Below are 21,850 nucleotides of genomic sequence, written 5' to 3' on the forward strand. Positions count from 1 at the left end.
GAACATATGGCCCTAACCGGAGACGAGACTCACCGCGGAAGAATCGACGCGATCGACGGCCTACGGGCCGTCGCCGTTGCCGCAGTCATGGCCTTCCACTGCGGGATCGGGCTGGACGGCGGATTCCTCGGGGTCGATCTGTTCTTCGTCATCTCGGGGTTCGTCATCACCCGGTTGCTGCTGGCGGAACGAGCCCGAACCCCACGCCCTTCACTGGGGAGCTTCTGGTTCCGGCGGGCCAAACGACTCCTCCCCGCCGTCCTACTCGTTGTCGGAACCGTCCAGGCGTGGATGCTCCTGCAGGATCCTCCGGGACTGCGTCCCACCGTGAACGCCCAGACGCTAGCCGCCCTCACGTACACCTCCAACTGGTACGCGGTCCTCGGACACGTCGACTACTGGGACGTGGCCCAGGAACAAGCCCCGCTGAACCACCTTTGGTCCCTGGCCGTTGAGGAGCAGTTCTATCTCGTCTGGCCAGTCCTGCTGATCGGGCTCACCACCTGGGGTAGCGTACAAATCCGCCATCCCCACCGGCTTCTCCTCGCGGCTGCCGCAGCCTGCTACCTGCTAGCGCACCTCCTCTACCTCCCCGGCATGCCGGAGCGGGCCTACCTCGGCACTGATTCCCGGGCCGGAGCGCTATTGCTGGGGGCCGTCATCGCGTTCCGCCCAGGTCTGTTCTCCCGGTTCTCTTCGCCAGCGGTAGCGGTCCTCGGCTGGCTGTGGTGCACCGCAGACATCGACTCGGCCGCCTTCTACGCCTGGCAGCTGCCTGTGGCAGGGATTGCAGCAGTCGCGCTGATCGATGCCACCGCGCACCAAGATCGATTCCGGAGGACGCTGACGTCCCGCCCACTCCTATGGCTCGGGCACCGCAGCTACGGGCTCTACCTGTGGCACTGGCCCGTATGGGTCTACCTCGGTGTCAACCACCCGGAGTGGAACCAGGGAACGACTGCGTCCGTAGCCGTCAGCGCGTCCGTCCTCCTCTCCGCGGCCAGCTACCGACTGATTGAGCGCCCCGTTCGAACCTCGCCGTTGCGCCCCCGGATCCTTCTCCCCGCTCTGGCTGTCTGCAGTGTCGTGGTGGCCATCGTCACCACAATCCCCGTCGCCGCTCCCGTGGATGCCCACAATGACGGCCCGATCGTCACCGGACCAAACGCACCCTGACGAACCGGTGGGGTGAAACCCGCGTTGTAGCTGTTCAGCAAGGGTGACCAACCATCGGATGTCCGTGAGCTGCGGAAACGCGCTCACGGCTTCAGGGGCGGAAATCGCAGGCCGGACAGGACCGCGCCGACGAGTCCGCTGTGGTGAGGTGGACACGACGTCTCCCGTCGTCCAGCAGCTCGGCGCGCTGGACAAGCACCCCGTCGAGGTCGAGCAGCACCGTCGTATCGTTGACCAAGCCCGTGGCTCCTGCATGATCGCTCTGCCTCAAGAACAGAAATGATCACGCATGACCACGGGCGCCTTGCATTAGCGTCAGGGCACCCTCGCGGCGGTCACGGACCGTGACACCACCTCAGGTCACAAACGAGACGCACCGCTCAACCTCGAAGACCCGGTAGTACAGCGGCTTCTTGCCCACCCGGTCCCGTGCGAGCAGCGGCCGGCGCCGTGCCGTGTCCCAGATCGCGAAGGCGAACATCCGCCGCAGATGCCCGACCGGGTCCTCGCCGTGTTCCTCGTACAGGCCACAGAGATAGGGGCCATTTCGCCCGGCTTGCCGCGCAACGCCCGCGCCTCGCTTCGGGAAATTTCGCGGTGTGCTCTGAACCGGTGACCTCTTCTGGCGGGCACCCTCGACTTGGTGGTCAGGCTCGGATGGCGGGTGCCATCGCGACCTTGAAGTCCTGGCGCATCTTCCGCAAGGCACGGTGTAGCCCCACGGGCTCACGTCAGCCACGGCCCCCGTTCACCCCGGAGGGCACCGCTGATTGCCCATTGGTGGATCTCATGAGTCGGTTGCATGCCTAACTCGTCGTAATATGCGGCAAGAACACGACACGCGAGTGCTTGCCCGCCGCAAAGTGAACGATCAGTTAGCTTGTCCTGCATGCACAGGAGATTGGCCGATGGCCTCGCGGAGAAGAACCGAGACGCTGGCTGGTTCGAAACGCTTCAGTGTCCGAACTGCCGTGCGCGGCTTCACGGAGAGACCACACTGACCTGCGAAAGGTGTAGGCGGGTCTATCCGGTGCGTGAGGGGATCCCACGGTTCGTTCCCGAGGACAACTACGGGAAATCGTTCGGGTATCAATGGAATGTGCATCGGCTTACCCAGCTTGACTCGTATGTGGGGCTTCCCGTTTCCAGAGATCGCCTCCTGAGGGAGAGCGGCTGGACTCCTGATGAGCTTAAGAGCCGCGAAGTTCTTGAGTGCGGAAGCGGCGCCGGACGCTTCACGGAGGTGCTCTGCCAGATGGGGGCTGCTGTAACCTCCTTCGACATTTCCAACGCGGTGGAGGCCAACGCCACATCCAATGGCCGATTCGCCAACCTGCGGCTACTTCAGGCCAGCATTTACGAACTCCCCCTGGTGGATGAGTCGTTCGACCACCTCGTCTGCCTCGGAGTCATCCAGCACACGCCTGACGTCGAGCGGGCCTTCAAGACGATCTTCCGTTACCTGCGTCCCGGTGGAAAGTTCTGCATCGACGTGTACGCGGCGATCGTCGCCTATCCGCATCTACGGCAACTGCTGCGGCCCGTCACCAAGCGAATTCCTCCCGGCAAGCTCTACAGCGTTGTCCAATCCATGACGCCACGACTGCTGCCGGTTTCCATGCGTCTCAGCGCAGTTCCACGGGTGGGTGACTACCTGACCCGGCTGGTTCCCGTTGCCAATCACCGCCACCTCGGGCTGACCGACACCGAGACCTTGCGGACCTGGTCGATCCTGGACACCTTCGACTGGCTCTCGCCTCAATTCGAGCGGCCCCAGCCGCGGCGCCGACTCGATCGCTGGTGCAGGGATCTTCGCCTGAGCGAATTCGAGATCGAACGCATTCGCGGGCTCTATGTCGTCCGTGGAACGAAGTAACACAGATCGAAAGGGGCCGGTTGACCATGCGCGCATCGACCGTGCTCAGAAAACCGGCCAGCCCTCATCCTAACCCGACCGACGCCCCGCGGAGTTCCCTCTGGGGGGCTCTGGCGGTATTCACGGCAGCGGCGGTTCTCCACGTCGGTGTTGTCGTCGTCGTTCACTCACATACCAACGGCGACGCGCTCTTTCCGGATGCTCGGGGCTATAGAACGGCAAGCGACATGATTGCCGCTGCCTGGCGCAGCGGGAGCCCCTTGGAGTCGCGCAACCTCTCGGGGCTGGTCGGTTCCGAGGTGTGGGGCTACCCGGCGATCATGGCGCTGTGCAGGCTCCTGACCGGTGGTGGGTGGCTGGCCGCCAAGACGGTTCTGGCTCTTCTCGCGGCCACCGGCGCGGTCGCCGCGTACGGACTGGCTCTCACATCCGGGCGGGGGCGTAAGCGCGCCGCCGCCGCCGGACTGATGGTGGGCGCGAGTCCGTCCCTCTTGCTGTGGGATGCCTGGGGCCTGAAGGACGGGCTGATCACCAGCATCGTCCTGTGGTCCCTGCTCGTGCAGACCCGGGCGCGCTTCTCGCTCGCCTGTGTCAGCACGATGCTGAGCATCTACACATGTCTGTACCTGAGACCAGCGGCAGCCCTCTTTCTCGGGGTTGCTCTGCTCGCCCGGGTGAGATTTCGCCGTGAGTACCTGGCGGGTTCCCTTGTCCTCATCGGGGCCGCCGCCGTCTTCATTCTTCCTCGTCTGATGACGCTCTTTGGCCTTGTGGACAGTCTGGAGGTCCACGACGGAACCCGTCTCGCCTTCGGCGGGGGATACGGCTCCCAGAACCTGTTGAATCATCCTCAGTATCTGGTGACCTTGCTGCTCGGGCCGTTCCCCTGGGAGTTCGGGCCGGAGACCGCCGTCCCCGAACGTTGGCTCTATCTGGGCACCGTCATCTGGATCGCCTCACTCTTCCTTGGCCCCACCGCTTTGCGAAAGGCCTGGGCGGATACCGCGGGTGTCGGCCGCGCCGCAGTGCTGGGGGCCTCGGCCTATGCCGCCGCATATATCGCGACCTTCGGCGGAGCCTTTTACCGGCAGCGTTCCCTGCTCGAATGCATGCTGCTCATCCTGGTGGTGCTTTACCTCCCTCTCTCTCCGGCCAGGGCCATGATGCGGATCCACGTGTGGCTCGCGGCCATCGCTGCCGTGGCCGTCGTACACAGTCCGCACCTCACGCCCACGACGTGGAGCAAGTATCTGGCGGTGTATGTCCTGGGTCTGGCCGTTCCTCTGGCACTCATGTACGGCCTCCGGAGTGGCGCAGCACGTCGATTTCGTGCACGCCATACGTAGACACGCATCCTGAAAGGATTTTCCGGTGCTGGATACTTCGCCTGATCCCTGCCCTCTTTGTGGTTCTTCATCCTTCCTGACGCTGTCTCACATCCATCTCTCCGATGTCTGGCGGGCATACGCGGAGCAGTGGGCCACCTCGTTTTCGGACGATGTCATCGCCCACTACGGGGACGGACCCGTAGCCCTGCGCCGCTGCGGTCGTTGCGAGCTGGAATGGTTTGCCCCCGCGCTCGAGGGCGACGCCGACTTCTATACCCAGCTCTTCACCGGTGGGGTCAAGTACGAGACGTGGCGTTGGGAGTTCGACCGAGCCGCGCAGCGTATCGAGAATGGTGCGCGAGTGGTCGAAGTGGGCTCGGGCGAAGGAGCCTTCCTGCGCTCCGTACTTACTCGGTGCAGTTCCGTCGAGGCGCTGGAGAAGAACCCTCGGGCTGCGGACGTGCTGCGTGCGGCCGGCATCAAGGTGAGCGAGGACGACATCCGCGCCGACGCTCTGGCACGTCCTGCCCGGGCGGATGTCGTCTGCGCTTTCCAGGTGCTGGAACATGTGGCGGATGTACGCGGCTTTCTGACCGCGCTGGCGGCGGTCGTGGTGCCGGGCGGTGAGATCCTCCTTTCCGTGCCGAACCGTGAGCGGTTCCGCCAGGGGCTGGAACCGAATGACTGCCCACCGCACCACCTGTCCCGTTGGGGTCCCCGGCAGTTCACCGCGGTGGCCGAAGTCCTGGGCATGGAGCTAGTCCTGGTCGAGTACCAGCCGCCTTCCCTATCCCAAGCCAGGGCATCGCGCCAACGATCCGTCCGGACGGCGCTGCGTCCGGTGACCGGTTCCCGGGTGGCGCGGTTTGCGGGGCGCGCCACTGCCCGGGTGCGCATGTCGGAACGTCGTCATGCACGTCTGGCCGCCGAAGGCCGCTTCGCGTCCCGGGGCGAGTACGGGCACACCACGTTCGCGGTGCTCCGCCGTGCATGATCCGTTCCGTGTGCTTGTCGTCTGCACCGGGAACCTGCATCGCTCACCCTTGGCGGAGCGTCTGCTGGCCTTCCGACTCGCCTCGGCCGGGGGCAGGTTCCGGGTGTCGAGCGCGGGAACCATCGCGGTGAACGGGGCGCCGATGGACCCCGCCGCAGCCTCCCTGCTCACCGAGCTGGGCGGGGACCCCGCCGGAGCCGCCGCCCGACGGCTCACCGCGTCTCTCGTGAGAGACGCGGAACTGGTGTTGGGCGCCGCGACGGAGCACCGCGAGGCGGCTGTCCGGCTCTCCCCGGTTTATGGGCTCGGACGCGCCTTTACGTTGCGGGAGTTCGCGCGGCTGCTGCACGAGGACGACGCGGCCGGTCTGACCGACCCGGTCGAGCGGGCCGCGGCCCTGACCAGAGGGGCCGCGGCCCGGCGGGGAGCAAGCGGCGGGGGATCGTGGGACGACGACCTGGACGACCCCTATGGTGCGTCCGAGGAGGAGGCAAGGGCGTGCGCCGCCCGGATCGCGGAAGCGGTGGAGGGGATCACCGCGGCAGTGCTGGGCTGACCGGTGGGGTCCCCGCTCAGTCCCCCGTCGCAGCCCGGGGAAGGGTGCACCGTGGCGTGCAGCGGGCGCGGAAGCCGCTGGTGCAGCAGGGTGGGCGCGTCGTCGGCCGGGGGCTCGAGCAGGTGCAGCGTCACCGTGCGGCTGCTGCCCGCGGGCACCTCGACGTCGAGCGTGTACACGGGATGTCCGCGCTCGATGCCCGGTGACATGAGAGCCGTGCGCCCGTCGACCGTAGCCTTGATCAGATTCGCCCCGGCGGTCGCGTAGTAGGACACGAGCAGGCGATTGTCACCCTCGTGCGTTGCATACGGCGGCTTGTCCAGGCGGTCGGTGACGTATGTCGGAAGTCCTTGAGACGGCGCACTGTTGGCGAGGACGGCTTTGACCGTGACCTCGCGGCCGGCCGCGGTGCAGCGGCCGGGACGCCAGTCCAGGGTGCGGTCGAGGTAGTAGTCCAGTTTGGTGCCGGCGGCATTGTTGACCACCAGCCCGGCGTAGGGCTCCGGCCTCTGCGGCAGGGCGCCGCCGGCCGGGCGTGACTCCAGCTCCCGCTGCTCGTCGCGGTGGGCGCTCCAGATGTTCATCTGCCCGTTGCTCAGGACGTCGTACAGGCCGAGCAGCAGACCCGGCCGCCGCTGGGGATCTTCGGCGGCGGCCAGCAACTGCCCAGCAGAGGCCCGGGCCATGTCGAGCAGGAACGCCTTGCGCTTGAGCGGGTCCGAGTACCTCGTGTAGTTGGTGCGCTCGCTGAGATCCACCACGTTGTCCGCGGTGACGACGGTGCCGTCGGTCGTGCGCGTCGGCCCGGAAGCTGCCAGCAATCGGGCCAGCGCGCCCGGGTCCAGTGAGAGCACGCCGTCGACACGCTCGCCACTCTTGTCGAGCCAGGCGGCCGACCAGATGCGTGCTGCGTAGGGGAAGTGCGGGCTCATATTGGAATTGGGCCATGTGTTCAGCGCGTCGTACTGCCCGTACATGGAGGCGAATTCGGCACCGAGATCCACCTTGGGGTGGGTGGTCACCATCTCGGCGTCGTGTCCGAAGTGCGTCAACGCCAGCCTGCCCCTGTCGGCTGTCATCAGGGCATGAGCACCGGGCATTCCACCGGTTCCCCGCGCCTCTGCGGGGTTCTGGAACACCACCAGGTAACGCCGAGGACGGTCTTGACCCAGCATCAGTGGCAGGAGGCGGGCGCCGGTGGCGGCGTCCTCCACTGCGGGCGCCATCCGGTCCAGCCGGCCGAGGAGTTCGTCCCGGACCCGGTCCAGGGCCGGCAGCCAGGTGTGGTTGGGTAGCTTGCGGGTCTCCGCACGGGTCACGGCCACCTGGCGTGAGACGTTCTCGAGAGCCGGGGCGGCCCTGCGCAGTTCGGAGAGGTCCAAGTGGCCGCCGTCGGAGCCTGCATCGTCGGCGAGGTTGCCGGCGGTTCGTACGACGGCAGGCAGAACGTCACCGGTCAGCCGGTCGACGGCCTTGGCCGTACCGCGGACGGTCTCGACCGTGCCGCCGAGGCCCGGCAGATACGTGGCCATGGACCATGCGGGTCCGGTGGTGAGGCGGTGCGCCCGGTCCGCGTGCGCCGCAGCGGACCGGGCCGCGGCTTCGCTGCGTGCCCGGCGGCCCGCAGCGTCCTTCGTCGTTGAGACCGACGAGGCGGACGTCGTCACCGAGTTCCGCAGCGTTTCCAGGTCGCCGCGGGCCGCGAGCAGCTCGCTACGGGCGTACAGGCCCGTGACGACCAGCCAGCACGAACCGGCGAGGAAAGTGGCTGCCGTTGCCCACATCAGCGGCCTGGCGCGGCGGTGATTCCGTCGCACCAGGCCGGTGAAGTGGGACACAACCGCGCTGCCTTGGAGTTTGCGGGTCGTCCACGGCATCCGCTGGCCTCTCTCAGCCGCGTTCGGTGTGACTGCGCCGCCGCCTGACGATCACGAGTGACCCGCCGCCGAGAAGCACCAGAGCGCCCGCCGCGCTGAGCAGCGCCACCGTTGCATCCGAGGAACCTGTCTTCGCGAGCTGCGAGGGGTCGTGGTGATGGCCCGGGTGGCCGGGGCGTCCGTGGTTGTCCCAGGGACCGCCCCCGTCGCGGGTAACTGTCAGCGGCGCGGAGAGCCAAATTCCGGATGACTGGCCCTTGAGCGTGAAGCGGTAGTCACCGGGGCGAACGTCCTCGGGGATGGTGACCGTTCCGCTCACAGCCCCGTTGGAGTCCGCGGTGAAGGTGCCCAGGTACACGGGGTCGCCGTGTCCGCCCCCGTGTCCGCCACCGTCTCCACCCTCCACTGTCGGCGACACGATGGGCAGCACGGACGACGGCGATGTCCTGAGTGCGGCCGTGGACGCGCCGCTTCGGGTGGTGGCGGCACCGCCGGGGATCAGGAGGGCGACTACCTCCTCATCCGGCTCGAGGCCCGTCGCGGAGAAGGTGAGCTCATCACCGGGGGCCACGGTGTCATCGCTCAGCTGAGGGGGAGGACCCGGTGGGTACTGGGCGTAGGCCGGCTCGGCAAGCACCATCGGAGCGGCGGCAACCAGGGCTGCGGTGGCGGCGGCCAGGGCGACACGCCGTCTTGATCGTCTGAGCATCGTGTTCGGCTCCTTCAGAAGGCCTTGGGCAGTGATCGTTTGTTGTTCTCGGCGCGGGGTGGACGACTTCTGGGGCCATGACTCGGACAGCAAGGCATCGACCGAATAAGCAACACAATCCATAGACGTGGGCGGTTCAGGACAAACAGGCTCGCCAGGTGTTCCACGGGTCGGCGCACCGGTTGCACCCGACTGGCTCCCCAGCACTCGCGCCTGCGGCCCGCTTCTGATGAGGCCTCGACGCTCACGAGCCGGAAGTGAACCGCCACTGATCGGCGAATCCGTGCGTTACCGGACAGACGCTGTGGTTCGGTGGCAGGGTGAGGGTGCGCGTACCTGGGTGCGCGCCACTGGGCAAGCGTGTCGCTTTCGAGGAGTAACGATGGAAGCCACCGGCATCACAGCGAATCTGCGCGTCCCGGACATCGCGGCCGCCCGCGACTTCTACACCGGCTATCTCGGCCTCAGCGTCGAAGATTTCAATATGGGCTGGGTCGCCCGCTACCGGTCGCCCGATGGACGTGCCGAGATCCAGCTTCTTACGCGCGACGCAACCGCGCCCCAGGATCCCGTCGTCTCGGTCAAGGTCGGTGCGGCTGTCGACGACGCATACGCCGAGGCACGACGGCGCGGATTCGAGATCGTCCACCCGCTCACCGAAGAACCGTGGGGCTTGCGCCGGTTCTTCGTCCGCGCACCCGACGGCAACATCCTCAACATCGCCGGCCACCCGGACGCCTGAGCAGCGACGTGTGCCAGCAGCAACCAACCGATCATGTTCGGTGAACCCTGAAAGACCCGGGGAGCGCTGCTCGGGCATTCGAAGCGGTAGGCTCCCGGGCAACGCCCTTGACCTGGAGGAAGCAGGCAGGGAGCAGACATTCCGGGAGTTTCTCCATGCTTCGTGCCATGTTCAAGTCCAAGATCCACCGGGCCACCGTGACCCAGGCCGATCTCCACTACGTCGGATCCGTCACCGTGGACGCCGCGCTGATGGAGGCGGCCGATCTGCTGCCCGGTGAGCTGGTCCACATCGTCGACATCACCAACGGCGCCCGCCTCGAGACGTACGTCATCGAGGGCGAGCGCGGCTCCGGCGTCATCGGTATCAACGGCGCGGCCGCCCATCTCGTCCACCCCGGCGACCTGGTGATCCTGATCAGCTATGCCCAGGTCGACAACGACGAGGCGCGCACACTGGTGCCGAGTGTCGTCCATGTCGACGAGAGGAACAGGATCGTCGCGCTCGGCTCGGACGCCTCCGCGCCCGTACCCGGCAGCGATACGGAACGCAGTCCGCACGCCGTCGTGTGACCACTCACCAGCGCCTGAAGGAGCGAGCCGCCATGGCAGAACGCGACATCCGTGACAACAGGCCGATGGGACTCCTGGAGGCGTACGAGGACGGTCGCGTGACGGGCCGCATCGTCTACTTCACGCTCGACGCGGATCCCGCAGCCCTGGTCGCCGTGCACACCGTGGTGGAGCCGGAACACGAGGGCAAGGGCATCGCGAGCGCCCTGGTGCGGGAGTTCTACGCGATGGCGGCACGCGAGGGCGTACCCGTCGTGCCCCTGTGTCCGTACGCCGCCACATGGGCCGCCAGGCACCCCGACGAGGCCCCCGCGGCCCCGGCCGAACTGGTGCAGGAGGCCAAGGCGCAGCTCGAAGCAGACCACGCGGAGCTCTGGTAGTGCCCGTCGGCCCCTCGGGGACGCTTGCGCTGCTGCACACCTCGCCGGTCCATGTCCCGGTCTTCGAGGGGCTGCGGGACGCGGACCATCCCGGCCTCGGGCTGCGTCATCTCGTCCGTGAGGACCTGCTCGCCCGGGCCCGGGAGGAAGGGCCCCAGGCCGTCGCCCCCGCCGTCGCCGCCGCGCTGGCACAGGCGGTCGGCGAGGGGGCGAGCGCCGTTCTGTGCACCTGTTCCACGATCGGCGGCGTTGCCGAGGCATGCGCCGCCGGGCTCGGCGTGCCGGTGCTGCGGGTCGACCGCCCGATGGCCGCGGCGGCGGCCGCGGCCGACCGGATCGTCGTGGTCGCCTCCGTGCACAGCACCCTGGAGCCGACCCTCGCGCTGATCCGTGAAGAGGCCGCGGGACGGGGCGTCGACGTGCGCACACTGCTCGTCGAGGGCGCCTGGGAGCTGTTCGAGGCGGGCGACCGCGACGGCTATCTGGACGCGGTGGCCACCGCCGTCGACGGGGTGCGGGAGGCGGATGCCATCGTGCTGGCCCAGGCATCGATGGCGGACGCGGCGGTCCGTACGACGACCGCCGTCCCCGTCCTGTCCAGCCCGAGGCCCGGACTGCGGGCCGCCGCCGGGGCCATCGCGTCCGAAGCATGACGCGTGGACCCGGCGCGCGTGGGCACGCGCAACGGGAGACATTGGGAACGCACGACTCCGTACCTCAGGAGGTCCGGCATGACCCAGCCGCCCGTCCCGCCTTCGCCGCCCCTCCCGGGACCTGATCCGGGGCCCCTGCCCAGCCCGGTGCCGCCTCCGGCACCGCCGCCGGGACCCCCGCCGGACCCCGTTCCGCAGCCGCCGGGGCCTGGCCCCCGCCCCGAGCCCGTACCCCCGCCGGAGCCGGAGCCCCAGCCGGGGCCTGCGAGCTGATCGCCTCAGCGCTAGGGCCTGTCGTTCGGATCAGGCCCTGGCGTGCGCGGACTCAGTCGGTGCCCACCTCCGAGCGGTCGCCGCCCCAGAGGGTGTGGAACGAGCCCGCCCGGTCGGTCCGCCGGTAGGTGTGCGCACCGAAGAAGTCGCGCTGCCCCTGCGTGAGCGCCGCGGGCAGCCGCTCAGCGCGCAGCGCGTCGTAGTAGGCGAGGGCCGCCGAGAAGCCCGGCGTCGGCACGCCCTGCCGTGCGGCCGTCGCGACCACCTCGCGCCAGTCGTCCTGCGCCGCGCCGATCTCCTCCGCGAACTGCTTGTCGGAGAGCAGACTGGGCAGGTCGCGCTGCGCGTCGTACGCGCCGCGGATGCGGTCCAGGAACGCGGCCCTGATGATGCAGCCGGCCCGCCAGATCGCGGCCACCGAACCGAGATCGATGTTCCAGTCGTACGCCTCGCTGCCCGCCTGGATCTGGTGGAAGCCCTGGGTGTACGACACGATCTTGGACGCGTACAGCGCCTGCTCGACACGGTCGGCGAAGCGCCCGGCCTCGGCCGGGCTCAGTGGCTGCGCCGTCGGCCCGGGCAGCGTGCGTGAGGCCTCGCGCAGCTCGGCATGGCCCGACAGAGAGCGGGCGAACACGGCCTCCGCGATGCCGGAGACCGGCACACCGAGATCGAGCGCGATCTGCACGGTCCAGCGACCCGTGCCCTTCTGCTCCGCCTGGTCCGTGACGATGTCGACAAAGGGCTTTCCGGTCGCGGCGTCCGTATGGGCCAGCACCTCCGCCGTGATCTCGATCAGATACGAGTCCAGGCGCCCGGTGTTCCAGGTGCGGAAGGTCTCGGCGATCTGCGCGGGGGAGTAGCCCGCGACGGCGCGCAGCAGGTGGTACGCCTCGGCGATCAGCTGCATATCGGCGTACTCGATGCCGTTGTGGACCATCTTCACGAAGTGCCCGGCGCCGTCCGGGCCGATGTGCGCGACTGTCGGGGTGCCGTCGGGAGCCTTCGCGGCGATCTTCTCGAGCAGCGGTCCGAGCGAGGCGTACGACTCGGTGGAGCCGCCGGGCATGATGCTCGGCCCGTGCAGCGCGCCCTCCTCGCCGCCCGAGATGCCCGTGCCCACGAAGTGGATGCCGCGCTCCCGCAGCTCCTTCTCCCGGCGGACGGTGTCGGCGAAGTGGGCGTTGCCGCCGTCGATGATGACGTCGCCCTCTTCGAGCAGTGGCGCGAACTCCTCGATCACGGCGTCCGTCGGGTCGCCGGCCTTGACCATGATGATCAGGCGGCGCGGGCGCTCCAGAGCCGCGACGAACTCCTCGGGCGACTCGGCGGGCACAAAGGTGCCCTCGTCGCCGAACTCCTCGACCAGCGCGCGCGTCCTGGCAGCCGTGCGGTTGTGCACGGCGACGGTGAGGCCGTTGCGGGCGAAGTTACGGGCGAGATTGCGGCCCATCACCGCGAGCCCCGTGACGCCGATCTGGGCTGTTCCACTCATACGTGCGCTCCTGGATGTCCGTCGGAAAATCCGGCCTCTACGCATACGTACGCGCGCGGCCGGCCATTCATTGATCCTCAAGCCCTGCCCATGCTTCCGTATTTCCGTCGCGGCCGAATCCCGTCGCGGCTCCAGTGTCCGCCCACGGGCAGGTTTCGGACGCCATGACGGCGGGAAGCGGGCGCCGCCGCCGGGCGTGGGACCCGTGACGGGCGGTGCTACCAGGGCCGACGCCCCGGCGAAACGGGCACGATCGGGCGCAGCGGATCCTGTGAAGAGCCTGGTCGAGCCGCCTTGCCTGCTTGTACAAACGACGCATGGGCCCGAACGGACGCCGGGCACTCAGAACCGAACACAAGCAGAAGCAGGGAAGGGTGCCGTGGACACCGAGGAACGCCGACGGGGAATTCTCGAGTCGGCCCGCCGGGACGGGTCGGTCGACGTCAACCGGCTCGCCGCGCAGTTCCAGGTGGCCAAGGAGACCATCAGGCGTGATCTGCACGCCCTGGAGGAACACGGCCTGGTGCGGCGTACGCACGGCGGCGCCTACCCCGTCGAGTCCGCCGGCTTCGAGACCACGCTCGCGGTACGGACCACCCGTCACGTCCCGCAGAAGTCCCGGATCGCCGCGGCCGCGTCCGAACTCCTCGGTGACGCGGAGACGGTCTTCGTCGACGAGGGCTTCACCCCGCAGCTCGTCGCCGAGGCCCTGCCGCGGGACCGGCCGCTGACCGTCGTCACCGCGTCCCTGGCGGTGGCGACCGTCCTGGCGGACGCCGAGAAGATCTCCGTACTGCTGCTCGGCGGACGCGTCCGCGGCGGCACCATGGCCACGGTCGACCACTGGGCCACCCGGATGCTCGCCGACTTCGTCATCGATCTGGCGTACGTCGGCGCGAACGGCATCTCCCGTGAGTACGGACTGACCACACCCGACCCCGCGGTCAGCGAGGTCAAGGCGCAGGCCATGCGCAGTTCACGCCGACGGATCTTCGCCGGAATCCATACCAAGTTCGGTGCGGTGAGCTTCTGCCGCTTCGCCGAGGTCGGCGACTTCGAGGCCATTGTCACCGACGTGGGCCTGCCCTCGGCCGAGGCGCAGCGCTACTCCCTGCTCGGCCCGCAGATCATCCGCGTCTGACCCGGCGCGCCCCCGACGGCCGACTCCCATATCCCATAAGCGCATTGATCCCCGGCAATCGGCCGGGGGGCAGGGCCACCACGCCCCAACACCGATCACCGAGCCGCTACGAATCATCAGGAGACATCATGTCCCTCCAGCGCCGACGACGTGGAATCCACCTGAGTGTGGGGGCCGGCACGGCCGCCATGGCCCTGCTCGCGGGGTGCAGCGGAGCAGGAGCATCGTCCTCGGGAGGGGGCGAGGCCGTGAACGTACTCATGGTGAACAACCCGCAGATGGTCGAGCTGCAGAAGCTGACCGCGGAGAACTTCACCAAAGAGACCGGTATCAAGGTCAACTTCACTGTGCTCCCGGAGAACGACGTCCGCGACAAGATCAGTCAGGACTTCTCCAACCAGGCGGGCCAGTACGACGTGGCCACCATCAGCAATTTCGAGGTGCCGTTCTACGCCAAGAACGGCTGGCTGCACGGGCTCGACGAGTACGCGGCCAAGGACACCGCCTTCGACCAGAACGACATACTCAAGCCCCTGCGGGACTCGCTCACCGCCAAGGACGGAAAGCTCTACGCCGAGCCCTTCTACGGCGAGTCGTCCTTCCTGATGTACCGCAAGGACGTCCTGGCCAAGAAGGGGCTGACGATGCCCGCGAAGCCCACCTGGCAGCAGGTGGCCGATCTCGCGGCCAAGGCGGACGGCGCGGAGAGCGGGATGAAGGGCATCTGCCTGCGCGGGCTGCCCGGCTGGGGCGAGGTCATCGCCCCGCTCACCACCGTCGTCAACACCATGGGCGGAACCTGGTTCACCCAGGACTGGCAGGCGCAGCTGACATCCCCGGAGTTCAAGAAGGCCACCCAGTTCTATGTCGACCTCGTGCGCAAGCACGGTGAGGCGGGCGCGGCACAGTCCGGGTACGCCGAGTGCCTCAACAACATGACCCAGGGCAAGACGGCGATGTGGTACGACGCCACGGCAGGAGCCGGGTCCCTGGAAGCGGCCGGATCCCCGGTGAAGGGCAAGATCGGATACGTACCGGCGCCGGTGGAGAAGACGCAGAGCTCCGGTTGGCTCTACACCTGGGCCTGGGGCATGCAGAAGGCGTCCAAGAAGACCGACAGCGCCTGGAAGTTCATCTCGTGGGCCTCGAGCAAGAAGTACGAGGCTCTGGTCGGCGCGAAGAGCGGCTGGGCCAATGTGCCCGCGGGCAAGCGGGCCTCCACCTACGCCAACCCCGAGTACCGCAAGGCGGCGGGCGCCTTCGCGGACATCACCCAGCAGGCCATCGCGAGCGCCAACCCGGAGAACCCCGGCGTCCAGCCGCGCCCCGCGGCCGGAATCCAGTTCGTCGGCATCCCCGAGTTCACCGACCTCGGAACCAAGGTCTCGCAGGAGATCAGCGCCGCCATCGCCGGCCGCCAGTCGGTCGACCAGGCCCTGGCCGACTCGCAGAAGCTGGCCGAGAAGGTCGGCAAGGAGCAGCAGTGAGTGCCTCCGTCACCACCCAGCCGCTGAACCCGCAGGTCCGCTCGAGGCAGGCGCGGCAGCCGAAGGGGCGCAAGGGGGGCGTACGGGCCTGGGCCACCCGGGCCCCGCTCCTTCCCGCCCTCATCTTCCTGATCGCCGTCACCCAACTGCCCTTCGTGGCAACGCTGGTGATCTCGCTCTTCGACTGGAACTCCCTCAGCCCCGACGAGCGCAGCTTCGCCGGGCTCGCCAACTACGGCACCGTGGTCACCGACCCGGAGCTGCGTGACTCGGTCTTCACCACGGTCCTCCTCACCGCGAGCGTCGTCATCGCCACCGTGCTGCTCGGACTGCTGCTCGCCCTGCTCCTCGACCGCACGTTCTTCGGCCGCGGCATGGTGCGCACCCTGCTCATCACGCCCTTCCTGATCGTCCCCGTCTCGGCCGCGCTGCTGTGGAAGCACGCGCTCTACAACCCGGAGTACGGACTGCTCAACGGGGCCTGGAACTGGGTCGCCGGACTCTTCGGCGACGACACTCCCGCCCAGCCGGACTGGATATCCGGTATGCCGCTGATCGCGGTCGAGGCCGCGCTGGTGTGGCAGTGGACGCCGTTCATGATGCTGATCCTGCTGGCGGGGCTGCAGAGCAGGCCCGCCGACATGATGGAGGCCGCGCGCCTCGACGGCGCGAGCGCCTGGCAGTCCTTCCGCTATCTCACGCTGCCGCATCTGCGCCGCTATCTCGAACTGGGCGTGCTGCTCGGTTCCGTGTACATCGTGCAGAACTTCGACGCGGTGTTCACGATCACCTCCGGAGGGCTCGGCACCGCCAACCTCCCGTACACGATCTACCAGACCTTCTACCAGGCCCACGAGTACGGACTGGCGTCCGCCGCGGGAGTCGTCGTCGTGATCGGCACGATGATCATCGCGACGTTCGCGCTCCGGGTGGTCTCGTCCCTCTTCCGTGAGGAGGCGAACCGCGCATGACAGCTCATACTGCTCCCGCTCCCGCTCCCGCAGCCGCACCGGCTCCGTCGAAAAAGCCGCCCAGGCTTCTGCCGCCGGCGGCGCGCCGGGCCAGGCGCCGGTCCGCCGTGCTGGGCCTGCTGGCCTGGGTGGCGGGCATCGGATTCTGTCTGCCCGCCGCATGGATGCTGCTGACCTCCCTGCACTCGGAGGCGGACGCGGCGACCAATCCGCCGTCCGTCGCGGCCCCGCTGAGCCTCGACAGCTACCGGGAGTTCTTCGGCGCCGGCGGCGGGCCGAGCCCCTGGCCGTCCCTGATCAACTCCCTGACGGCGTCCGCCTTTTCCACCCTGCTGGTGCTCCTCCTCGCCCTCCCGGCGGCGTACGCGCTCTCCATCCGGCGCGTACGCAAGTGGACGGACGTGATGTTCTTCTTCCTGTCCACCAAGATGCTTCCGGTCGTCGCCGGGCTGCTGCCCGTTTATCTCTTCGCCAAGAACGCCGGGATGCTGGACAACATCTGGCTCCTCGTCATCCTCTACACCTCGATGAATCTGCCGATCGCGGTGTGGATGATGCAGTCCTTCCTCGCGGACGTACCGGTCTCGATCATCGAAGCCGCGCAGGTCGACGGCGCGCGCCTGCCCACGGTCCTGGCCCGGGTGGTCGCGCCGGTGGCCGCTCCCGGGATCGCGGCCACCGCCCTGATCTGCTTCATCTTCAGCTGGAACGAGCTGCTCTTCGCCCGCGTACTGACCGGTGTCGTCGCCCAGACCGCGCCCGTCTATCTGACCGGATTCGTCACCAGTCAGGGCCTGTTCCTCGCCCAGCTGTGCGCCGCGTCCGTCGTTGTGTCCCTGCCGGTGCTCGCCGCCGGATACGCCGCCCAGGACAAGCTCGTCCAGGGCCTTTCCCTTGGAGCTGTTAAATGAGGGCAGCGATCGTCGAAGCCCCCGGCAAGGTCTCCGTCACGACGGTTCCCGACCCCACCCCGGGACCTCGGGAGGTCGTCGTCTCGGTGGCCTCGTGCGGTCTGTGCGGCACCGATCTGCACATTCTGCAGGGCGAGTTCGCGCCCACCCTGCCGATCCTGCCCGGGCACGAGTTCGCCGGTGAGATCGTAGGGATCGGCAGGGACGTCACCGAGCTCGCCGTCGGGGACAAGGTCGCCGTCGATCCGTCCCTGCACTGTCACGAATGCCGCTACTGCCGGGCAGGCCGCGGCAATCTCTGCGACCGGTGGGCCGCCATCGGCGTCACCGAGCCCGGCGGCGCGGCCGAGTTCGCCGTCGCCCCCGTCGCCAACTGCGTACGGCTGCCCGACCACATCGACGTCAAGGACGCGGCGCTGATCGAGCCGCTGTCCTGCGCGGTGCGCGGATACGACGTACTGAACAGCAGCACCCTCGGCGCCAATGTGCTGATCTACGGCTCGGGGACCATGGGACTGATGATGCTGGAGCTCGCCAAGCGCACCGGCGCCGCGAGCGTCGACATACTCGACATCAACCCGGACCGCCTCGCGACGGCGTCGGTGCTCGGCTGCTCCCGCTCGGCAGCCGGCGCCGGTGAACTGGAGCAGCCGGGTGGCTGGGACTTCGTCATCGACGCGACCGGCAATGCGGGGGCGATCCAGGACGGCCTGGGACGGGTCGCGAAGGGGGGCACCTTCCTGCAGTTCGGCGTCGCCGACTATGCGACGACCGCCGTGATCGAGCCATACCGCATCTACAACCAGGAGATCACCATCACCGGCTCCATGGCGGTGCTGCACAGCTACGAGCGGGCCGCGGCGCTCTTCGCGAGCGGCGTGCTCGACCCGTCCGTCTTCATCAGCGACCGGCTGCCGCTGGACCAGTACCCCGAGGCCATCGACCGGTTCAAGGCGGGGCAGGGCCGCAAGATCGTGGTGGAACCGTGAGTGGCGGGCCCGGCCCGGTGGGCGACTCCGTGGATGGGCCCGGCCCGGTGGGCGGGCTCGATTCCGTAGGCAAGCCCGGCTCCGTACTGGTCCTGGGCGAGGCGCTCATCGACCTTGTCCCCGTGCCGGGCGAGCCGGAAAGCCTGCGCGCCCAGCCCGGCGGCGCCCCCGCCAATGTCGCGGCGGGTCTGGCCCGCCTCGGTATGCCTGTCGCCTTCGCCGGAGCCCTCGGCACCGACGGCTTCGCACGGGCGATCGAACGCCGGCTCACGGACGCGGGTGTCGACCTCACCCTCTGCGCCCGCCCCGACCTGCCCACGGCGCTGGCGGTCGCCGACCCGGGGGAGTCGGGGAACGGCTACCACTTCCACCTCCAGGACACGGCGACCTTCAGCTTCCCCGACCGGGCGGCCGACGTGGGCCGCTTCGGCGCGGTGTACGCAGGAGGTCTGGCGGCCGTCGTCGACCCGGCGGCCCGGGCCGTCGCGTCCACGGCGCGGGCCGCCGCCCGGCACTCCCTGCTCGTGGTGGACCCCAACGTCCGCGAGGACCGCACGATCGACCCCGGCCGGAGCCTGGCCCTGCTGCGTGAACTGTGCGAGCTCGCGCATGTGGTCAAGGCCAGCGACGAGGACCTGCTGCGGCTGTGGCCGGACACGGCCCCGGACGAGACCTGCCGTCGGCTGGCCGCGGGCGCCCTGGTGATCCTCACCCGCGGCGCCCGGGGCTCCACCGCCCACACCCCGTCCGGCCCGCCCGTCTCGGTCCCGGCCGTCCCGGTCGAGGTGGTCAACACCATCGGTGCCGGTGACGCCTTCATGGCGGGCGTCCTGGCCTGGCTTGCCACGACGGGTGGCTGGGAGCGCGCTCTGAGCCCGGACCGTGCGGTGAGCATGCTGGAGTTCGCGGCACAGGTGGCGGCGTCGGTGGTCACGCAGGCGGGCACGGAGCCCTCGGCACCGGCCTCCGTGTGAACCCTCGCCCCGCCGGACCATCCCCCTCCGGCGGGGCGAGCGTGGTGGTTCCCTTGCAGGGCCGCACCGCTCACGATGGAGGCCGGACAGCGGCCTCCCCGGCGACGGGGAAGCCGAACCCGGGGCCGGTGTGGGAGGAATGCATGCCTGAGGTGTTCGTGCGGCGTCTCACCCGGTGGCAGGCCGAACAGCAGCGGGAGAACGTGGCGGATGTGTACGTAGAGACCTACCGCGCCTTCTCCGGGGCGGAGTTCCACGACCGGCAGGAGTTTCTGCGGCGCTTCGCCGAGGATGTGCAGCGCCCCGGCTTCGACATGGTGGTGACCGGCACGGCGCGGCTCGCGGGGTGCGCCTACGGGTTCCGGCTCGACCGGGAGGGCGGCTGGTGGCAGGGCTTCCGGGGAGAGCTGCCGCGTGAGGTGGAGGAACTCACTGCCTCGGGGCAGGGCTTCGCAATGGCCGAGCTGATGGTCGTTCCGGCGCAACGCCGCCGCGGTGTCGCAACAGCGCTCGTGCGACGGCTCCTCGAGCGAGCCGACACGGCGCTGGTGACCGTGCTCCTCGAGCCGACGGACGTCCCGGCGCGCAGCGCGTTCGAGAGCTGGGGATGGACGCGGATCGGCGATATCGGGGCCGATTCCGGCAGCGGCCCTGTGCTCGAGGTGTGGAGCCGCACGCGCACTGAATGAAGGCGGTTTGTGACGGTGTGTGATGGCGTGTTGTAGCCGCCTCCCGCGAAGTCGGAGGCCGTTTCCCCTCTGACCGGCCTGGGGCCACTTGCTTCCCGGCGCGGCAGCATCTAGCCTCACGAGCGACGTACCGACCAGTTGGTACGTGCTAGCCGCCCTGGCACTCAGTAGCGACCGAGGAGCCGCCGAGATGAGCCGCACCAACCATCAACTGCGCCTGGCCGCCCGTCCCGTGGGGGAGCCCCGGCCAACCGACTGGGAGCACGTCGAGGAGCCGGTCGCCGAGCCGGGCGACGGCGAGTTCCTGGTGCAGGTGCTCTACCTGTCGATCGACCCGGCGATGCGCGGCTGGATGAACGCGGGCAAGTCCTACATACGCCCCGTCGAAATCGGCGAGGTGATGCGCGCCGGCGCGGTGGGCAGGGTCATCGCCTCCCGGCACCCCGACTTCTCGGAGGGCGACCACGTCTCGGGCTCGTTCGGTGTCCAGGATTACTGCGTCTCGGACGGGCGCGGTGTCACCAAGGTCGACCCGGCGCTGGCGCCCCTGCCCGTGTATCTCGGCACCCTCGGCATGTCGGGCATGACAGCCTACTTCGGCCTGCTCGACATCGGGCGTCCGCTGGCCGGGCAGACCGTTGTCGTCTCCGGTGCGGCCGGTGCGGTCGGCAGTGTGGTCGGCCAGATCGCGAAGATCCTGGGCTGCCGGGTCATCGGCATCGCAGGCGGTGAGCGCAAGTGCCGTGCGGTGGTTGAAGAGTTCGGGTTCGACGCCGCGATCGACTACCAGACCGAGGACGTACGCAAGGCACTGCGCGAGCACGCCCCTGACGGAGTCGACGTCTACTTCGACAACGTCGGCGGCGACATTCTGGACGCCGTGCTGACCCGGCTGGCGCGCGGCGCCCGGATCGTCATCTGTGGCGCGATCTCCCAGTACAACAACACCGAGCCGGTCAAGGGACCGAGCAACTACATGTCGCTGCTGGTCAACCGCGCCTCCATGACGGGCATGGTGGTCTTCGACTACGCCGACCGTTACGGCGAGGGCGTCGCGCAGCTCGCCGAGTGGCTGGCGGCGGGACAGCTGCTGTCGAAGGAGGACGTGGTGTCCGGCGGGGTCGAGGCGTTCCCCGAGACGCTTCTGAGGCTGTTCCGCGGCGAGAACCTCGGCAAGCTCGTTCTCCAGATCGCGGACGCGTGATCCAGGTGGCGGCGATGAATCTCAAGGACGCGGGTGTGGTCGTCACGGGCGCCGGTTCCGGCATCGGAGCGGCGCTCGCCCGCCGCTTCGCCGCGGAGGGCGCCCGGCTCGTGATCAACGACCTGGACGGCGCGGCGGCCGCCCGGGTCGCCGCGGAGGTCGGCGGGCTCGCCGTGCCGGGCGACGCCGGCGCCGAGGAGAGCGTGGCCGCCATGGTCGCGGCGGCGCGCGCCCACCTCGGCGAGATCGACCTGTTCTGCGCGAACGCGGGCATCGAGCCCGGCGGCGGGCTGCACGCCCCGGAGGACGTGTGGGACCAGGTCTGGCAGGTGAACGTCATGGGACACGTGCGGGTGGCCCGCCACCTCGTCGGGCCGTGGCTGGAACGGGGACGCGGCCACTTCCTGGCCACGGTCTCCGCGGCGGGCCTGCTGACCCACCTCGAATCGGCGCCGTACTCGGTGTCCAAGCACGGCGCGCTGGCCTTCGCGGAGTGGCTCTCGGCCACGTACGGCGACCGGGGCCTGACGGTCCAGGTCGTCTGCCCGCTGGGCGTGCGCACCGAGATGTACGAGAAGACGGACGCGGCAGCCAAGGCGGTGCTCGGCGGCAACGTCCTCGAACCCGAGCAGGTCGCCGACGAGGTCATGGAGGGACTCGCGGACGGGCGCTTCCTGATCCTGCCGCACGGGGAGGTGCGGGACCACTACGCGTTCCGGGCGACCGACACGGACAGGTGGCTCCGGGGAATGCGGCGCCTGCGGCGGCGGATCGACGAGGTCGACAACGGCTGAGCCGGGCCTCGGAGGCCTCCCTCTGAGCGGCTCCCGGTGAATTGCCTCCGAAGACCGCA

Annotated in this window: 23 protein-coding genes; 18 read left to right on the top strand and 5 right to left on the bottom strand. The window is 68.9% G+C overall.

The window, feature by feature from the left end:
- The first annotated feature begins 6 nt into the window (after nt 1–6).
- On the top strand, nt 7–1,176 hold the full coding sequence (locus OOK40_RS20550) for an acyltransferase (RefSeq protein ID WP_266483748.1): 1,170 nt from the start codon (nt 7–9) through the stop codon (nt 1,174–1,176).
- Between the two features lie 91 nt (nt 1,177–1,267).
- Here the strand turns inward: OOK40_RS20550 and OOK40_RS20555 are convergent, their stop codons facing one another.
- Together OOK40_RS20555 and OOK40_RS20560 are read right to left on the bottom strand one after the other, a co-directional pair.
- A complete protein-coding gene (locus OOK40_RS20555) occupies nt 1,268–1,414 on the bottom strand; it encodes a hypothetical protein (protein WP_266483751.1) in 147 nt (48 codons plus the stop codon).
- 117 nt (nt 1,415–1,531) lie between these two features.
- On the bottom strand, nt 1,532–1,915 hold the full coding sequence (locus OOK40_RS20560) for a hypothetical protein (protein WP_323136081.1): 384 nt from the start codon (nt 1,913–1,915) through the stop codon (nt 1,532–1,534).
- Between the two features lie 150 nt (nt 1,916–2,065).
- Between OOK40_RS20560 and OOK40_RS20565 the strand changes: the two genes are divergently transcribed.
- The 4 genes from OOK40_RS20565 to OOK40_RS20580 are packed head-to-tail and all read left to right on the top strand — an operon-like array spanning nt 2,066 to nt 5,930.
- On the top strand, nt 2,066–3,052 hold the full coding sequence (locus OOK40_RS20565; RefSeq protein ID WP_266483754.1) for a methyltransferase domain-containing protein: 987 nt from the start codon (nt 2,066–2,068) through the stop codon (nt 3,050–3,052).
- 26 nt (nt 3,053–3,078) lie between these two features.
- A complete protein-coding gene (locus tag OOK40_RS20570; RefSeq protein WP_266483756.1) occupies nt 3,079–4,398 on the top strand; it encodes a hypothetical protein in 1,320 nt (439 codons plus the stop codon).
- 25 nt (nt 4,399–4,423) lie between these two features.
- Complete coding sequence (locus OOK40_RS20575) at nt 4,424–5,374, top strand: bifunctional 2-polyprenyl-6-hydroxyphenol methylase/3-demethylubiquinol 3-O-methyltransferase UbiG (RefSeq protein WP_266483758.1); 951 nt, start codon at nt 4,424–4,426, stop codon at nt 5,372–5,374.
- Between the two features lie 10 nt (nt 5,375–5,384).
- Complete coding sequence (locus OOK40_RS20580; protein WP_266484486.1) at nt 5,385–5,930, top strand: low molecular weight phosphatase family protein; 546 nt, start codon at nt 5,385–5,387, stop codon at nt 5,928–5,930.
- Here the strand turns inward: OOK40_RS20580 and OOK40_RS20585 are convergent.
- Together OOK40_RS20585 and OOK40_RS20590 are read right to left on the bottom strand one after the other, a co-directional pair.
- Nucleotides 5,843–7,807 carry a DUF4012 domain-containing protein gene (locus OOK40_RS20585; RefSeq protein ID WP_266483760.1) on the bottom strand — a complete coding sequence of 655 codons (1,965 nt, stop codon included), beginning with the start codon at nt 7,805–7,807 and terminating at the stop codon, nt 5,843–5,845. The genes OOK40_RS20580 and OOK40_RS20585 overlap by 88 nt on opposite strands.
- Nucleotides 7,808–7,820: 13 nt before the next feature.
- Complete coding sequence (locus OOK40_RS20590) at nt 7,821–8,516, bottom strand: LPXTG cell wall anchor domain-containing protein (protein WP_266483762.1); 696 nt, start codon at nt 8,514–8,516, stop codon at nt 7,821–7,823.
- 382 nt (nt 8,517–8,898) lie between these two features.
- Between OOK40_RS20590 and OOK40_RS20595 the strand changes: the two genes are divergently transcribed.
- From OOK40_RS20595 to OOK40_RS20610, 4 genes are all read left to right on the top strand, one after another.
- Nucleotides 8,899–9,258, top strand: a complete 360-nt coding sequence (locus OOK40_RS20595) for a VOC family protein (RefSeq protein ID WP_266483764.1) — start codon at nt 8,899–8,901, stop codon at nt 9,256–9,258.
- Between the two features lie 155 nt (nt 9,259–9,413).
- Nucleotides 9,414–9,830 carry an aspartate 1-decarboxylase gene (gene panD, locus OOK40_RS20600; protein ID WP_266483767.1) on the top strand — a complete coding sequence of 139 codons (417 nt, stop codon included), beginning with the start codon at nt 9,414–9,416 and terminating at the stop codon, nt 9,828–9,830.
- 32 nt (nt 9,831–9,862) lie between these two features.
- On the top strand, nt 9,863–10,210 hold the full coding sequence (locus tag OOK40_RS20605) for a GNAT family N-acetyltransferase (RefSeq protein WP_266483770.1): 348 nt from the start codon (nt 9,863–9,865) through the stop codon (nt 10,208–10,210).
- On the top strand, nt 10,210–10,863 hold the full coding sequence (locus OOK40_RS20610) for an aspartate/glutamate racemase family protein (RefSeq protein WP_266483772.1): 654 nt from the start codon (nt 10,210–10,212) through the stop codon (nt 10,861–10,863). Before OOK40_RS20605 ends, OOK40_RS20610 begins: the two co-directional genes overlap by 1 nt.
- Before the next feature lie 325 nt (nt 10,864–11,188).
- Here OOK40_RS20610 and gndA read toward each other — a convergent pair whose 3' ends face one another.
- Nucleotides 11,189–12,631 carry an NADP-dependent phosphogluconate dehydrogenase gene (gene gndA, locus OOK40_RS20615; RefSeq protein WP_266483775.1) on the bottom strand — a complete coding sequence of 481 codons (1,443 nt, stop codon included), beginning with the start codon at nt 12,629–12,631 and terminating at the stop codon, nt 11,189–11,191.
- A 379-nt stretch (nt 12,632–13,010) separates the two neighbouring features.
- Here gndA and OOK40_RS20620 point away from each other — a divergent pair, with 379 nt between their 5' ends.
- From OOK40_RS20620 to OOK40_RS20660, 9 genes are all read left to right on the top strand, one after another.
- Nucleotides 13,011–13,772 carry a DeoR/GlpR family DNA-binding transcription regulator gene (locus OOK40_RS20620; protein WP_266483777.1) on the top strand — a complete coding sequence of 254 codons (762 nt, stop codon included), beginning with the start codon at nt 13,011–13,013 and terminating at the stop codon, nt 13,770–13,772.
- A 128-nt stretch (nt 13,773–13,900) separates the two neighbouring features.
- Nucleotides 13,901–15,259 carry a sugar ABC transporter substrate-binding protein gene (locus tag OOK40_RS20625; RefSeq protein ID WP_266483779.1) on the top strand — a complete coding sequence of 453 codons (1,359 nt, stop codon included), beginning with the start codon at nt 13,901–13,903 and terminating at the stop codon, nt 15,257–15,259.
- A 23-nt stretch (nt 15,260–15,282) separates the two neighbouring features.
- Nucleotides 15,283–16,230 (top strand): carbohydrate ABC transporter permease, encoded by a 948-nt coding sequence (locus tag OOK40_RS20630; RefSeq protein WP_266484487.1) that lies wholly within the window; start codon nt 15,283–15,285, stop codon nt 16,228–16,230.
- Nucleotides 16,227–17,141, top strand: a complete 915-nt coding sequence (locus OOK40_RS20635; protein WP_266483781.1) for a carbohydrate ABC transporter permease — start codon at nt 16,227–16,229, stop codon at nt 17,139–17,141. Before OOK40_RS20630 ends, OOK40_RS20635 begins: the two co-directional genes overlap by 4 nt.
- Nucleotides 17,138–18,130, top strand: coding sequence for a zinc-dependent alcohol dehydrogenase family protein (locus OOK40_RS20640; RefSeq protein ID WP_266483784.1), 993 nt, complete (start codon nt 17,138–17,140; stop codon nt 18,128–18,130). The genes OOK40_RS20635 and OOK40_RS20640 overlap by 4 nt, the downstream gene beginning before the upstream one ends.
- Nucleotides 18,127–19,104 carry a PfkB family carbohydrate kinase gene (locus OOK40_RS20645; RefSeq protein WP_266483787.1) on the top strand — a complete coding sequence of 326 codons (978 nt, stop codon included), beginning with the start codon at nt 18,127–18,129 and terminating at the stop codon, nt 19,102–19,104. Before OOK40_RS20640 ends, OOK40_RS20645 begins: the two co-directional genes overlap by 4 nt.
- A gap of 143 nt (nt 19,105–19,247) precedes the next feature.
- Entirely contained in the window at nt 19,248–19,793 is a 546-nt protein-coding gene (locus tag OOK40_RS20650) for a GNAT family N-acetyltransferase (protein WP_266483790.1), read from the top strand.
- A gap of 190 nt (nt 19,794–19,983) precedes the next feature.
- The gene (locus tag OOK40_RS20655) at nt 19,984–20,997 is read left to right on the top strand and encodes an NADP-dependent oxidoreductase (RefSeq protein WP_266483825.1); all 1,014 of its coding nucleotides are present in this window, start codon (nt 19,984–19,986) and stop codon (nt 20,995–20,997) included.
- 14 nt (nt 20,998–21,011) lie between these two features.
- Nucleotides 21,012–21,791: an SDR family oxidoreductase gene (locus tag OOK40_RS20660; RefSeq protein ID WP_266483827.1), complete on the top strand. Its 780-nt coding sequence runs from the start codon at nt 21,012–21,014 to the stop codon at nt 21,789–21,791.
- Nucleotides 21,792–21,850: the final 59 nt, after the last annotated feature.

The sequence above is a fragment of the Streptomyces sp. NBC_01481 genome (genome assembly GCF_026339995.1).
In the GTDB taxonomy this organism is placed as follows: Bacteria; Actinomycetota; Actinomycetes; order Streptomycetales; family Streptomycetaceae; genus Streptomyces.